The sequence below is a fragment of the Gallaecimonas pentaromativorans genome (genome assembly GCF_003751625.1).
Taxonomy (GTDB): Bacteria; Pseudomonadota; Gammaproteobacteria; order Enterobacterales; family Gallaecimonadaceae; genus Gallaecimonas; species Gallaecimonas pentaromativorans.
The window spans coordinates 1-13706 of the sequence record NZ_RJUL01000009.1 but is presented as its reverse complement, the minus strand read 5'-3'; the positions used below and the strand labels follow the sequence as shown (position 1 = coordinate 13706).

The following is a 13706-nucleotide window of genomic DNA, read 5'->3' as shown; positions in this document are numbered from 1 at the left end:
GTTGAGCAAGAAAAAGATCTTTGTTGCTGGGCACAACGGTATGGTGGGCTCAGCAATAGTACGTCAGTTACGGCAGCGTCCCGACGTAGAATTAGTCCTTCGGAGCCGCTCTGAATTGGATTTATTGGACCGACAGGCTGTAACCAAATTTTTTTCTGATGTAGCGATAGACGAAGTGTACTTAGCTGCCGCTAAGGTCGGTGGAATTGTTGCTAACAATGACTACCCAGCGGACTTCATTTACCAGAATCTACTGATTGAGTGCAATATTATTCACGCTGCGCATATTTCTGGTGTTCACAAATTACTCTTCTTAGGGTCTTCCTGTATTTACCCTAAATTTGCAGTGCAGCCGATGCGTGAGGATGCATTGCTCAGCGGTACTTTGGAACCGACAAATGAGCCTTACGCTATTGCCAAGATTGCTGGCATTAAACTATGTGAGTCCTATAACCGACAGTATAGTCGAGACTATCGTAGTGTGATGCCGACCAACTTATATGGCGAAAACGATAATTTTCATCCGGAAAATTCCCATGTGATTCCGGCATTGATGCGCCGCTTCCATGAAGCCAAACTTGCAAGTGAGGAGAAAGTTGTAGTTTGGGGATCGGGAAAGCCAATGCGGGAGTTTTTGCATGTAAATGATATGGCTGCAGCCTCCATATTTGTAATGGAGCTTGATGCATTACATTATCAGGAAAATATCTCCCCTATGTTGTCGCACATTAACGTCGGCACCGGCGTTGATTGCACTATCCGTGAGTTGGCGGAGACAATGGCCCAAGTCGTTGGCTTTAAAGGCGATATTGTTTTTGATGCCAGTAAGCCAGACGGCACCCCCCGAAAACTGATGGACGTGTCTCGTCTAAGCTCAATGGGGTGGCGCTACAGTATCGAATTAGAGCAGGGCCTTGCCGATACCTATCAATGGTTCCTGGCTAACACTGCCGGTATCCGAGTATGAGTATACTACCGTTATCAACTTTCTTAACGGTAGTTGAAAATGCTCCTTTGGTATCTATCGATCTGCTGGTAGGTGACGGTCAAGGCAATTATTTGTTGGGGCTGCGGAATAACCGACCTGCAAAAGGTTATTGGTTTGTACCTGGTGGGCGGGTACATAAAAATGAGCTTATAAGCAGTGCTTTTTCGCGCTTAGCCAAGGAAGAGTTGGGAGCATCTTTAAATATTAAAAATGCCGAATTTATGGGTGTTTTTGAACACCTATACGACGACAACTTTTCTGGCGAAAATTTTTCTACCCATTACGTTGTGTTGGCACTAAAGGTAACGGTAGACCCCGACGATCTGGCACTGCCAATAGCGCAGCACAGTCGCTATCGTTGGCAGTCCATCGATGTGCTTCGAGCAGCGCAAGACGTACATCAGCATAGCAAGTGGTATTTTCAGGGTAAGGATGTATTAGGGAGAATAGAATGATAGTACCGATCATCATGGCCGGCGGTTCAGGAACAAGGATGTGGCCCTTGTCTCGCCAGCTTTTTCCCAAGCAGTTTCTGCGCCTGTGCGGCGTTAATTCCATGCTGCAAGACACTGTTTATCGTCTTAAGGGCTTGGAACATCAGCCCCCTCTGGTGATTTGTAATGAGGAACACCGTTTTTCTGTAGCTGAACAGTTGCGTGTGGGGGGAGTCATATCTAGCGGCATTATCCTTGAGCCTATTGGCAAGAACACTGCGCCTGCTATCACCCTAGCGGCTTTTCACGCCATGGCGCAAGGCCAAGATCCTTTACTGTTGGTACTTGCGGCTGACCATGTGATTAAAGATCCTGCTGCCTTTCGGCAAAGTGTGGCCCTTGCTGTGCCCTGTGCCCAGCAAGGAAAATTGGTAACCTTTGGCATAGTTCCTAATTCACCGGAAACCGGCTATGGCTACATCAAACGTGGCGAGGAGCAGGGTGAGGGTAGCTTTGTGGTAAGCCGTTTTGTTGAAAAGCCAGATAAGGCTACTGCCGAGTCCTATATCACCAGTGGCGACTATTTTTGGAACAGCGGCATGTTCCTGTTCAAGGCTAGCCGATACTTAGCGGAACTTGAGGCGCATTGCCCGGAAATATACAACGCTTGCCATAAGGCTGTTAGTCAAGCCAAGGCTGATCTGGATTTTATTCGTATTGATGCCGCAGCTTTCGCTGCCAGCCCCGAAGATTCCATTGATTACGCCGTCATGGAAAAAACGGCCAACGCCGTTGTGGTGCCCATGGACTGCCAGTGGAGTGATGTGGGCAGCTGGTCTGCCTTATGGGAAGTCAGCGAAAAAGATGTCAACGGCAATGCTATCCATGGTGACGTGATCAACCTTGACTGCTGGAATTCTTACATTCATTCGGAAGAAAGGCTTATCGCAGCCATCGGAGTCGAAGACTTGGTGATTGTTGATACCAAGGACGCGACCTTGGTTGCCAAGAAGTCAGACGTGCAGTTGGTCAAGAAGGTAGTGGAACAGCTAAAGGCCGAAGGCCGCAGCCAATGGCAGCATCACCGTGAGGTTTATCGCCCCTGGGGCAAATATGACTCCGTTGACAACGGCGAGCGCTTCCAAGTCAAGCGGATCACTGTCAAGCCGGGCGCTAAGCTCTCAGTTCAAATGCATCACCACAGGGCTGAGCATTGGGTAGTGGTGTCGGGTACAGCAAAGGTCACTATCGATGGTAATGATCAATATCTTACCGAGAATGAGTCCGTCTATATTCCCATCGCGGCTGTCCACGCTCTGGAAAACCCTGGAAAAGTGCCCTTAGAACTGATCGAGGTGCAGTCGGGTTCCTACTTGGGGGAAGACGATATTGTGCGTTTTGAGGACAAATACGGTCGAGCTTAATCTAATCGAGAATATAGATGAAGATATCAGTCATTACAGCGACATGGAATAGTGGAAGGACTATCGCTAGTACTTTGGATTCACTTGCCGCACAGTCATATAAAGATGTTGAGCTTATTGTTATTGATGGGGCTTCATCTGATGATACGGTTGAAATTATTAAATCTCGTAAGGATATTGACTTCGTTTTAATTTCAGAGCCGGATAATGGCATTTATGATGCCTTGAATAAAGGGATATTAAAAGCATCCGGTGATGTTGTCGGTTTCCTGCACTCTGATGATTTTTTTTCATCGCCTAATGTATTGACGGAGATCGCAGCGGAGTTTGAAAGGTCTGGGGTTGATGCAGTTTATGGCGATCTCGAATACGTAGCACAAAATAATGTCGAAAAAGTTATTAGACTCTGGCGGAGCGGCTTGTATTCAAAGAGTAAGATTGTTAACGGGTGGATGCCTCCTCATCCAACATTTTATATGCGAAGAAATAAGTACTTGGAGTTAGGTGCGTTTGACTTGCGCTATAGGATAGCAGCTGATTATGAATCTATTCTTCGCTACCTCTGGAAAGCTAATGTATCTGTTGCGTATATCCCTAAGGTTCTCGTGAAAATGAGGGTGGGCGGAGAAAGCAATCGTAGTTTCATGAATATCATCAAAAAGTCAAAAGAGGATTGGCAAGCAATGAAAGAGAATGACTTGCCTGCTCTACGCGCTATTTTGGGTAAAAATTTATCAAAAATATCGCAGTTTTTTGCTAGGTTCTGACATGCTAAATACAAATGACCTTCTGAATAATAGTCAGGTCGCCTTTGGTACCAGCGGCGCCCGCGGCTTGGTGGAGGACTTCAACCCTGATGTTTGTGCTGCCTTTGTCCTGGCCTTCGTTGAGGTGATGAAACAGCGCTTCAGTTTTGAGGCAGTTGCTTTGGGGATTGATAACAGGCCCAGTAGCCCTGCTATGGCGGCGGCTTGTGCCGCCGCCTTGATAGAGCAAGGCATTAAGCCGGTTTACTACGGCGTTTTGCCAACGCCGGCTATGGCTTTTACCAGTATGCAGGCGGGTATCCCTGCCATCATGGTTACTGGTAGCCATATTCCATTTGACCGCAACGGTCTTAAGTTCTATCGGCCTGATGGTGAGATTACCAAGGCTGATGAGCTGGCGATAAACCAAGTAAATGTGGCTTTTGCACCTGTTACCCAAGTGCCTTTTCTCGAGGTCAATGCAGAAGCAGCGGAGCGTTATATTCAGCGTTATCAGCAATTGCTCCCAGAACAAGCTTTGCTCGGACGTCGAATTGGGATCTATGAACACTCCAGTGCTGGCCGTGAGCTTTATGGGAGTTTGTTTGAATCGTTAGGAGCTGAAGTCATTAGCCTTGGTCGTAGCGATCAATTCGTCCCGATCGATACCGAGGCGGTTTCCATTGAAGATAAAGTTCGGGCGCGTGAGTGGACGGAAACCTACAAGCTTGACATGCTTTTTTCCACCGATGGTGACGGTGACCGTCCCCTTATCGCTGATGAAAAAGGGCAGTGGTTTCGGGGCGATGACCTGGGGATATTGTGTTCTAAAGCACTTGGCATAGATGCTTTGGCTGTACCAGTAAGCTGTACCACAGCAATAGAAAAGTCGGGCTTGTTCAATGAGGTAGTGCGTACCCGTATTGGCTCGCCTTACGTCATTGATGCTTTCCCTGTTCTCGCTGTTGAAAATGAGCATGTTGCAGGTTTTGAAGCCAATGGCGGCTATTTGTTGGCATCAACCGTAACAATAAACGGCCAGACTCTTGCTGCGCTGCCCACTCGCGACGCCTTACTCCCTGCACTTATGTTGCTGCTGTTAGCCGGGGATAAACAGCTGTCATCGTTGCGCCAAGAGATCCCACAGCGTTTTACATGTAGTGATCGGCTACAGAATGTACCACGTGAGCGCAGCAAAGCGTTGTTGGAGCGGTTGCTAGCTAGTACTGAATCTACTCTGGCGACAATGGAGGTAGATACGGCTGTTGTCGGCATTAATACAACGGACGGTGTTCGGGTGACATTAGCGGATGAACGTATTATCCACTTTCGTCCTTCTGGCAACGCGCCGGAATTACGTTGTTATGCAGAGGCGGAGACCCCTGAATTAGCAGAGACCATGGTAACAAAGGCTCTTAACTCTATATCGAAAATGGAATTTGCATGAAAGTTGCTGTTGCAGGCACAGGCTATGTCGGCCTGTCCAATGCTGTGCTTTTGGCGCAGCACCATAAGGTTGTTGCTGTCGACATTCTTCCGGAACGTGTATCCACTATTAATGCTGGCCGTTCGCCCATAGAGGATAAGGAGATTGAGCACTTTCTTACCAACAAGGAGCTGTCGCTGACAGCCAGCCTGGATGCTGAATCCGCTTACTCTGATGCTGATTTCGTTATCATCGCCACCCCAACCGATTACGATCCAGATACTAACTATTTCAATACCAGCTCGGTTGAATCGGTGATCCGGGAGGTGATGCGGGTTAACCCCAAGGCCGTGATGGTGATCAAATCCACCGTCCCGGTGGGTTACACCAAGCGTATTAAGGATGAGCTAGGCTGCGACAATATCATCTTCTCACCTGAGTTTCTGCGCGAAGGCAAGGCCTTGCACGACAACCTCTATCCATCGCGCATTATTGTCGGGGAGCGTTCTGAACGGGCTGAAAGGTTCGCGAACCTGTTGTTGGAAGGCGCCATTAAAAAAGACGTGCCCGTGCTTTTTACTGACTCTACGGAAGCCGAAGCTGTAAAGCTGTTCTCTAATACCTACCTTGCTATGAGGGTTGCGTACTTCAACGAGCTTGATACCTACGCCGAAACCCATGGCTTGGACAGCCGTCAGATCATCGAAGGGGTAGGGCTGGACCCGCGTATAGGTGGCCACTACAACAATCCATCTTTTGGCTACGGTGGTTACTGTCTTCCGAAGGATACCAAGCAACTCTTGGCCAACTATCAGGATGTCCCCAACAACATCATCGGTGCGATAGTTGATGCCAATACGACACGCAAAGATTTTGTCGCTGATTCGGTGTTGGCACGAAAGCCCAAGGTTGTAGGTGTCTATCGACTGATCATGAAGTCAGGCTCTGATAACTTTCGTGCCTCTGCTATCCAGGGCGTCATGAAGCGCATCAAAGCCAAGGGTGTTGAGGTTGTAGTCTATGAGCCGGTTCTCACCGAGTCTGAGTTTTTTCACTCTCGAGTTATCCAAAGCCTTGATGAATTTAAAGCAAGCTGTGATGTGATTCTGGCCAACCGCATGGTAGAAGAGCTGCAAGATGTAGCTGAAAAGATTTATACCCGTGATTTGTTTGGCAGTGATTAAAAAGGACTGATTTAGATGAAAGCAGTGATCCCCGTTGCCGGCCTCGGCACCCGTATGTTACCTGCCTCTAAGGCTATCCCCAAAGAGATGCTGCCGGTGGTGGATAAGCCTCTTATCCAGTACGTGGTTAATGAATGTATTGCCGCAGGCATCAAAGAAATTGTGCTGGTTACCCATTCTTCCAAGAACGCCATTGAAAACCACTTTGATAAGAGTTTTGAGCTGGAATCCATGTTGGAGCGCCGGGTAAAGCGGCAGCTATTGGAAGAAGTGCAGAGCATTTGCCCGGACGGTGTGACCATCATGCAAGTGCGCCAAGGTGAGGCGAAGGGTCTTGGCCATGCCATTTTGTGTGCAAAGCCACTGGTGGGTGACGAGCCTTTTGCTGTAGTGCTGCCTGATGTGCTTATCGACGACACGGCAGCCAATCCTAAAGCCGATAACATGGCAGAGATGGTTAAGCGTTTTGAAGAAACCGGCGTTAGCCAGGTGATGGTAGAAGCGGTGCCCATGGAAGCGGTAAGCAGCTATGGCGTGGTGGATTTGCAGGGCGCTGATATCGCTGCCGGTGAGTCATCCAAGATGTCCGCCATTGTCGAAAAGCCAGCCAAGGAAGAGGCGCCGTCTAACATGGCGGTAGTAGGGCGCTACGTGTTCGGCAAGGAACTGTGGCCGCTGTTGAAAAAAACCCCCATTGGCGCCGGCGGTGAAGTCCAATTGACTGACACCATCGCGCTGCTGATGGAGCGCCAGGATGTCGAGGCTTATCGCATTAAAGGCTATAGCCATGACTGTGGCGACAAGCTGGGTTATCTGAAGACCTTTGTCACCTACGGCCTGCGTAACCCCAAGCTGGGTAAAAAGTTCGCCGCCTTCCTTAAGTCCCTGGATATCTGACCATGATTTTGGTTACCGGCGGTGCCGGTTATATCGGCTCTCATACTGTGCTTGAGCTTTTAAGCGAAGGGCATGAGGTGTTGGTGCTTGATAACCTCTCCAACAGCACTACAGAGAGTCTGGCGAGGGTCGCGAGGCTTACCGGCTGTGAGCCGAGCTTTGTTGAAGGCGATATCCTTGACCGAGCGCTGCTCGATAGCTTGTTTGCCCAATACCCCATCGAGGCGGTTATCCATTTTGCTGGCCTCAAAGCGGTCGGCGAGAGCGTGCAGCAGCCGCTGCGTTATTACCAAAATAATGTCACTGGTACGCTCACCCTGTGTGAGGCGATGGCCAAAGCGGGTGTCTTTAAACTGGTATTTTCGTCATCCGCCACAGTGTATGGCGATCCCCAGACGGTTCCGCTTACCGAGCAGTCACCAACTGGGGGGACCACTAACCCCTACGGCACTTCCAAGTACATGGTTGAGCGTGTGTTGGCAGACCTTGCCAAAGCTGATGAGCGTTGGGCTATTGCTGTGCTGCGTTACTTCAACCCCGTCGGTGCCCATGAGTCGGGCCTGATTGGCGAAGACCCTAACGGCATTCCCAACAATCTGCTGCCATACATCAGCCAGGTAGCGGTGGGGCGCCTAAAAGAACTGCAAGTGTTTGGCGATGACTACCCAACCCCTGACGGCACCGGCGTGCGTGACTACATCCATGTGGTGGATCTCGCCAAAGGCCACTTATGCGCCTTGAACAAGCTTAAAGTGCAGCAGGGGTGGCAGGCTTATAACCTAGGCACAGGCAACGGCTATTCGGTGCTGGATATGGTCAAGGCTTTTGAAGAAGCCGCTCAGCGGCCAGTTCCCTACAAGGTGGTGCCGCGCCGGCCTGGAGATATCGCCACCTGTTTTGCCGACCCGCAATTTGCCGCCGAGCAATTGGAGTGGCGCGCGCAAAAGACGCTGCAACAGATGATGCAAGACGCTTGGCGTTGGCAGTCGCAAAACCCCAATGGCTATCGCAGCTGATAAAAGGGCACCTTCGGGTGCCCTTTTTTGTTAGCATTGACGCGTAAAATACGAGGGCATCCCATGCATTGTCTTGTTACCGGCGCTGCCGGTTTTATCGGTTTTCACGTTGCCAAGCGCTTGCTTGACGCCGGTTTTCAGGTAACCGGTATTGATAACCTGAACGACTATTACGATGTCAGCCTCAAAGAAGCGCGTCTGGCGCAATTAAAAGCGCATCCTGCCTTTACTTTTCATTTGCTTGATTTGGCTGATCGCCCCGGTATGGCGGCACTTTTTGCGAGCCGTTTTTTTGACCGCGTCATCCACCTTGGGGCCCAGGCCGGTGTCCGTTATTCCATTGACAACCCGCACACTTACGCCGATGCCAACCTGGTTGGTCACCTGAATGTGCTGGAAGGATGCCGTGCCCAAAAAACGCCGCATTTGGTGTATGCCTCATCCAGCTCGGTTTATGGCTTAAACACCAGCATGCCGTTTAAGGTGGCAGATTCGGTCGATCACCCGGTCTCACTTTACGCCGCGACCAAAAAAGCCAATGAGTTGATGAGCCACACTTATGCTCATCTTTACAACATTCCCTGTACCGGTTTGCGGTTTTTCACCGTCTACGGCCCCTGGGGGCGCCCGGATATGGCGCTGTTTAAATTCACCAAGGCCATTCTCAATGGCGACGCCATCGATGTGTATAACCACGGTCAAATGCAACGTGATTTCACTTATATTGATGACATCGTCGAATCTATTCTGCGTATTGCTGAAAAACCTCCTGCGCCTCAAAATAGATGGTCGCCAGAGCTGGGCAGTGCAGGGCAGAGCAGTGCGCCGTACCGCGTATTTAATATCGGTGCTGGCCAGTCGGTTAAACTAACCGAGTTTATTGAGGCTATCGAAAATGCGGTGGGTAAAAGCGCAAAGCGTAACCTGATGCCTATCCAACCGGGTGACGTACCTGCTACTTGGGCTGAAACCGAAGATCTATTCCAGGTTATTGATTATCGGCCTAAAGTGTCAGTAAAAGACGGTGTTGCCAACTTCGTGAAGTGGTATCGAGATTTTTATGCCGTCTAAAAAAAACAGCCCACATATTGGGCTGTTTTAAAGGCGTCTAAATCGCTCAGGGGCATTGAGCCTTTCCAGCTCTTGCTCCCTTAATTCTTCGGCTTTATAAACTTGAAATTTTTCACTGGCGGTTGCGCATTCTTCTAAGGCGCGTTTGACCATCAGCTCCAAGGTTTCAAGACTTTTTGCTCGTCTAAAATGGGGAAGCCAGTCTTCACTGGTTTTCATTTTCCAGTTTACCTTCTATCTAGCGTAACAAATTGAACCCGCGATCTGCGCTGGGGCAACCCTTGGCGGTTCAAAGGAACATCGAGTGTTACAGAGGAAATAATACCCGCTTAAGATACCACGGCTTCACTCTGGCCTGAAACATTTGTTACGGCGCGGTGAGGGTGTCTCTGTGTTTGCAAAATAGGCAGATGCAGCCGCTGGGCAGGCGCAGCCAAGCCCTTGCTGGTATAGTGCTGGCAGTCTTTAAGCTCGAGTCTAGTGAGAGTCGCGGATGAAGGTCACCGTTTTTGGTATTGGGTATGTTGGGTTGGTGCAGGCTGCCGTGTTGGCGGATGCTGGGCATCATGTGTGCTGTGTCGATATTGATCCAGACAAGATCGCTGGCCTGAAAAAAGGCGTTATTCCTATTTACGAGCCCGGCCTCGAAGCGCTGGTGCTCAAAGGGACAAGGGAAGGGCGCTTGGTATTTACTACCGATGCCGCCATGGGCGTAGGCCATGGGCAGTTGCAGTTTATCGCTGTAGGTACACCGCCGGATGAGGACGGCTCGGCAGATCTTAAGTACGTGCTTGCCGTGGCTGAAACCATTGCCCGGCACATGGCGGGGCGTAAGGTCATCATCAACAAGTCGACGGTTCCGGTTGGCACCGCTGATAAGGTCAGTGCCAAGGTCGCCGCAGTGCTTGCTGAGCGGGGCGAGTCTTTGCCTTATGCCGTGGTCTCTAACCCGGAGTTTTTAAAAGAAGGCGCTGCGGTTAGCGACTGCCAAAAGCCTGACCGTATTGTTATCGGCACCTCCGATAGCGAGGCAGAAAAAGCCATGCGCGAGCTTTATGCACCTTTTAACCGCAACCATGACAAAGTGATTGTGATGGATGTGCGCAGTGCTGAGTTGACCAAGTATGCGGCTAACTGCATGTTGGCCACCAAGATCAGCTTTATGAATGAAATCGCCAACCTTGCGGAGCTGCTTGGCGCGGATATTGAAGCGGTGCGTAAGGGGATCGGCTCTGATCCGCGTATCGGCTACCACTTTATCTACCCAGGGTGTGGCTACGGCGGCTCCTGTTTCCCCAAAGATGTGCAGGCTCTGGTACGCACGGCGCAGCAGGTGGGCTATGAGCCCGCGCTATTGCAGTCGGTTGAGGACGTTAATTACCGGCAAAAGCAGAAGCTGTTCCAGTTCATCAACCGTCATTTTAAAGGTGAGCTTGAGGGCAAAACCATTGCGCTTTGGGGGTTGGCATTTAAACCTAATACTGACGATATGCGAGAAGCTTCAAGCCGGGTGCTGATGGAAGCGTTATGGGCAGCCGGCGCCAAAGTGCAGGCCTTCGACCCTGAAGCCATGGACGAAACCATTCGCATTTATGGCCAGCGCTCTGATCTTAAATTGGTGTCCACCTTGGAAGAGGCCCTTGCCGGTGCCGATGCTTTGGCCATCTGTACCGAATGGCAACCCTTTAGAGCACCGGATTTTGAACGGATCAAAGCGTCGTTGTCTGAGCCGGTGATCTTCGATGGGCGAAACCTGTATGAGCCGGCGGCCCTGAAGGCGCAAGGATTTACCTACTACGCTATTGGCCGGGGTGATAGTATCAGCCAAAACCAATAAGCGAGGATATCCCACGTGGATAACGCCCAGGATAATAAGCTTGCATGGGCAGCCTTTGGGCTGCTCTTTTTGTTTGCAGCCCACTATTTTCAACACAATCTTGGTGGTTATGGCCTTCAAATCGCCTTTAATAACACCGTTTGGGTGGTGGCCCTGCTATTTGGCACCATTGGGGTGTTTAGTGCGGTAAACCGAGGTGTTTGGCGCCTGCCATCAAGTTGGCTGGCTTATGTGTTGCTTTTTATCGTCTTATTTCTTCCTTTTGCCTGGTCACAGCAGACCGGTGAATATGCCATTGGGCGATTCTTTGGTGTGTTGGGAGGGGTATTTTTCTTCGTTGCGCTCTTTCAATGCTTTGATGCAAAGCGCGATGAGCGAACCTTGCTCTTCATCTTGCTGTGCTCAGTGGGTATTGAAGCCTTATTGGGGACGCTGCAGTTATTTGGGTGGCAGTGGCTGCCGATAGGGCGCATAACCGGTGATGCCATTCGTCCCCAAGGCATCTTTCAACAGCCCAATGTTTTTTCGAGTTATCTTGCCATGGGAGTCGCCGCTGGCCTTTGGCTGTTGATAAAACACCCCCTGCCTGCGGCCAAGCCTTGGCAAAAGCCCATGTGGCTGGGTGTTATCTACCTGACTCTTGCGCTCTCTGGTTTTGGTCTTTATGTCACATTGTCCCGGACCGGCATTTTGGCATTGGTTGGCGTGCTGCTTTTGTTGCTTTGGGCACCTAAAGGCGAGAACCGGCGGGCTTTGTTTACGGCACTTACCTTTATTGTCATCGGTGAATTGGCCGGGATGATATTTGCTGAGTTATCGGCGCCTATTCGGGATGGGGCGGGCGTTGCTGCCAGTAGCAATGGCCGCACGGATATCTGGCGGGTGAGCTGGGCACTTTTTAGTGAACATCCTTTTACCGGTGTTGGCCTTGGCGGCTTTGAAGCGGCCTATGCCCAGCAGCGAGCTGTTACCTTTGCACAATCTGGCGTATTGGCCCTGGCCAATGTCGATCATCCCCATAACGAGCTATTGTTCTGGGCCGTGGAGGGCGGGTGCCTGCCACTTTTCGCATTGCTGGCTTTTGTTGGTTACTTTATCTGGCGATTGGCTCGGTTAGGGCGAAGTGGCCTTGGTTATGGTGCGTTGCTACTGCCCTTTGCATTGCATTCCCTTACGGAATATCCCTTCTACCATTCCGCTACTCACTGGTTTGCGTTTCTCTTTTTACTGTTCCTTGCCGAGTCAAGGATGGCTCAGGCTCATGAGCGTGAGGTAAAGCTACCTTATGTGTTCAAGTCGTTGAGCGTAATTGGGGTGTTGGTGGGGGGCTTGTTCATGGTGACCAACCTGCATACCATTTATAAACTGGTTGAGGTGGCCCGAGCCAACAAAGTGGCTAAAGAGGGAGACTCGCCTCTGGCTCCGCTGCTGGACATCGTCAATCCCATCGTCTTTCAAAACCACATCGAGCACATTGCCATGTATGCTCGCCTGCAACTTGCCCTTAAGAATCACGATACCAAAACCCTGCAGACGTTTATTCAGTGGGGCTGGCAGTTCAGTGAACATGTTGTCAGAGCCGACACCTTTATATATATGCTTGAAGCCGCTCAAGCTCTTGGCGACAAGCAACAGGAAGAAGCCATAAGAAAACGTGCCAAGTGGCTTTACCCCAACAATCCCTCTTTCGACCTTTCAGCCAGTGGAGCAGCAGCGCCAAGATGAAACCTGCCGTATTTCTTGACCGCGACGGAGTCATTAATGTCGATCACGGTTACGTGAGTAAAACCGATGAGTTTGAATTTATTGACGGTGTTTTCGATGCTTGCCGTGCCTTTAAGGAGCAGGGTTATCTGGTTGTTGTTATCACCAACCAGTCTGGTATTGCCCGTGGCATGTATACCGAAGAAGACTTCCAAGAGTTGACCCAGTGGATGGACTGGAACTTTGAAGACCATGGTGTCTTGCTCGACGGTGTCTATTACTGCCCTCATCATGCTGAAAAGGGCATCGGTCAGTACAAAGTCGACTGCGATTGCCGAAAACCCAAGCCAGGCATGTTGCTGGAGGCGCAACATGACCTCAATATCGATCTCGCTCGCTCGGTCTTTGTCGGCGACAAAGCCGATGATATGCGGGCAGCCCACGCGGCGGGCATCAGCAAGGCGGTTTTGGTAAAGACCGGCAAAGCTATTGCTGATGACGGTGTTTCACTGGCAAATGTGGTGCTTGACAGCATTGCTGATGTTCCCGTCTGGCTTGCTGCGAACAAATAACAACCAGTTGAGCTGGGGAGTGTTTTTGTGGGCTTGCCTTTTTTCTACGAGGCGCCCATACTTCGCTTCCCGTCGCCAAGGAGGCTTCGGCAAGGCGCCTGAAAAGAAAGCTTGACGGTGCTAAGCAGAAGAGTAGAATGGCGGCCCGCTTCGGGGATTGAGTCGAAAGGCTTAAAAAACGAAGTTTAGTGTGAAGCGAAAGGGCTTGACACTGTATTGGGAGGCGGTAGAATGCGCCTCCTCGCTTGAGAAAGCGACGCTCTTTAACAATTGAATCCAAGTAATCTGTGTGGGCACTCACAGTTGGGTAGACTCAAAAAATTGAGAACTACTCGATGAAGTGAAGTGTTCAACACTTCAGCAATTCATTGAGCATCAAACGCTTTTAATTGAAGAGTTTGATCATG

Annotated in this window: 13 protein-coding genes; 12 read left to right on the top strand and 1 reads right to left on the bottom strand. The window is 50.3% G+C overall.

Translation table 11 applies throughout. The features are described from left to right. Position 1: 1 nt before the first annotated feature. From fcl to EDC28_RS15530, 9 genes are all read left to right on the top strand, one after another. Positions 2-967, top strand: coding sequence for a GDP-L-fucose synthase (gene fcl, locus EDC28_RS15570; RefSeq protein WP_123422238.1), 966 nt, complete (start codon positions 2-4; stop codon positions 965-967). Then, entirely contained in the window at positions 964-1443 is a 480-nt protein-coding gene (locus tag EDC28_RS15565; protein WP_123422237.1) for a GDP-mannose mannosyl hydrolase, read from the top strand. The genes fcl and EDC28_RS15565 overlap by 4 nt, the downstream gene beginning before the upstream one ends. Beyond that, a complete protein-coding gene (locus EDC28_RS15560) occupies positions 1440-2846 on the top strand; it encodes a mannose-1-phosphate guanylyltransferase/mannose-6-phosphate isomerase (protein ID WP_123422236.1) in 1407 nt (468 codons plus the stop codon). The genes EDC28_RS15565 and EDC28_RS15560 overlap by 4 nt, the downstream gene beginning before the upstream one ends. Before the next feature lie 17 nt (positions 2847-2863). Then, complete coding sequence (locus tag EDC28_RS15555; RefSeq protein WP_123422235.1) at positions 2864-3613, top strand: glycosyltransferase family 2 protein; 750 nt, start codon at positions 2864-2866, stop codon at positions 3611-3613. A 1-nt stretch (position 3614) separates the two neighbouring features. Next, positions 3615-5039: a phosphomannomutase gene (locus EDC28_RS15550; protein ID WP_123422234.1), complete on the top strand. Its 1425-nt coding sequence runs from the start codon at positions 3615-3617 to the stop codon at positions 5037-5039. Continuing rightward, a complete protein-coding gene (locus EDC28_RS15545; RefSeq protein WP_123422233.1) occupies positions 5036-6202 on the top strand; it encodes a nucleotide sugar dehydrogenase in 1167 nt (388 codons plus the stop codon). Before EDC28_RS15550 ends, EDC28_RS15545 begins: the two co-directional genes overlap by 4 nt. A 15-nt stretch (positions 6203-6217) precedes the next feature. Then, positions 6218-7099: a UTP--glucose-1-phosphate uridylyltransferase GalU gene (gene galU / locus EDC28_RS15540; protein ID WP_123422232.1), complete on the top strand. Its 882-nt coding sequence runs from the start codon at positions 6218-6220 to the stop codon at positions 7097-7099. Positions 7100-7101: 2 nt separating this feature from the next. Next, positions 7102-8115, top strand: coding sequence for a UDP-glucose 4-epimerase GalE (gene galE, locus EDC28_RS15535; protein ID WP_123422231.1), 1014 nt, complete (start codon positions 7102-7104; stop codon positions 8113-8115). A 63-nt stretch (positions 8116-8178) separates the two neighbouring features. Then, entirely contained in the window at positions 8179-9186 is a 1008-nt protein-coding gene (locus EDC28_RS15530) for an NAD-dependent epimerase (protein ID WP_123422230.1), read from the top strand. Positions 9187-9213: 27 nt separating this feature from the next. Here the strand turns inward: EDC28_RS15530 and EDC28_RS15525 are convergent, their stop codons facing one another. After that, positions 9214-9405 carry a hypothetical protein gene (locus tag EDC28_RS15525; RefSeq protein ID WP_050660363.1) on the bottom strand — a complete coding sequence of 64 codons (192 nt, stop codon included), beginning with the start codon at positions 9403-9405 and terminating at the stop codon, positions 9214-9216. Between the two features lie 274 nt (positions 9406-9679). Between EDC28_RS15525 and EDC28_RS15520 the strand changes: the two genes are divergently transcribed. From EDC28_RS15520 to gmhB, 3 genes are read left to right on the top strand one after another with little or no spacing between them, the layout of a single operon-like run. Next, positions 9680-11023, top strand: coding sequence for a UDP-glucose dehydrogenase family protein (locus tag EDC28_RS15520; protein WP_123422229.1), 1344 nt, complete (start codon positions 9680-9682; stop codon positions 11021-11023). Between the two features lie 15 nt (positions 11024-11038). After that, positions 11039-12748, top strand: coding sequence for a PglL family O-oligosaccharyltransferase (locus EDC28_RS15515; RefSeq protein WP_123422228.1), 1710 nt, complete (start codon positions 11039-11041; stop codon positions 12746-12748). Further along, positions 12745-13299 carry a D-glycero-beta-D-manno-heptose 1,7-bisphosphate 7-phosphatase gene (gene gmhB, locus EDC28_RS15510; RefSeq protein ID WP_123422227.1) on the top strand — a complete coding sequence of 185 codons (555 nt, stop codon included), beginning with the start codon at positions 12745-12747 and terminating at the stop codon, positions 13297-13299. The genes EDC28_RS15515 and gmhB overlap by 4 nt, the downstream gene beginning before the upstream one ends. Positions 13300-13706: the final 407 nt, after the last annotated feature.

Excerpts from the sequence above, each read along its gene's own strand:
- EDC28_RS15565 (WP_123422237.1), top strand. The coding sequence starts at position 964 with ATGAGTATACTACCGTTATCAACTTTCTTAACGGTAGTTGAAAATGCT.
- EDC28_RS15560 (WP_123422236.1), top strand. The coding sequence starts at position 1,440 with ATGATAGTACCGATCATCATGGCCGGCGGTTCAGGAACAAGGATGTGG.
- EDC28_RS15555 (WP_123422235.1), top strand. The coding sequence starts at position 2,864 with ATGAAGATATCAGTCATTACAGCGACATGGAATAGTGGAAGGACTATC.
- EDC28_RS15550 (WP_123422234.1), top strand. The coding sequence starts at position 3,615 with ATGCTAAATACAAATGACCTTCTGAATAATAGTCAGGTCGCCTTTGGT.
- EDC28_RS15545 (WP_123422233.1), top strand. The coding sequence starts at position 5,036 with ATGAAAGTTGCTGTTGCAGGCACAGGCTATGTCGGCCTGTCCAATGCT.
- galU (WP_123422232.1), top strand. The coding sequence starts at position 6,218 with ATGAAAGCAGTGATCCCCGTTGCCGGCCTCGGCACCCGTATGTTACCT.
- galE (WP_123422231.1), top strand. The coding sequence starts at position 7,102 with ATGATTTTGGTTACCGGCGGTGCCGGTTATATCGGCTCTCATACTGTG.
- EDC28_RS15530 (WP_123422230.1), top strand. The coding sequence starts at position 8,179 with ATGCATTGTCTTGTTACCGGCGCTGCCGGTTTTATCGGTTTTCACGTT.
- EDC28_RS15525 (WP_050660363.1), bottom strand. The coding sequence starts at position 9,405 with ATGAAAACCAGTGAAGACTGGCTTCCCCATTTTAGACGAGCAAAAAGT.
- EDC28_RS15520 (WP_123422229.1), top strand. The coding sequence starts at position 9,680 with ATGAAGGTCACCGTTTTTGGTATTGGGTATGTTGGGTTGGTGCAGGCT.
- gmhB (WP_123422227.1), top strand. The coding sequence starts at position 12,745 with ATGAAACCTGCCGTATTTCTTGACCGCGACGGAGTCATTAATGTCGAT.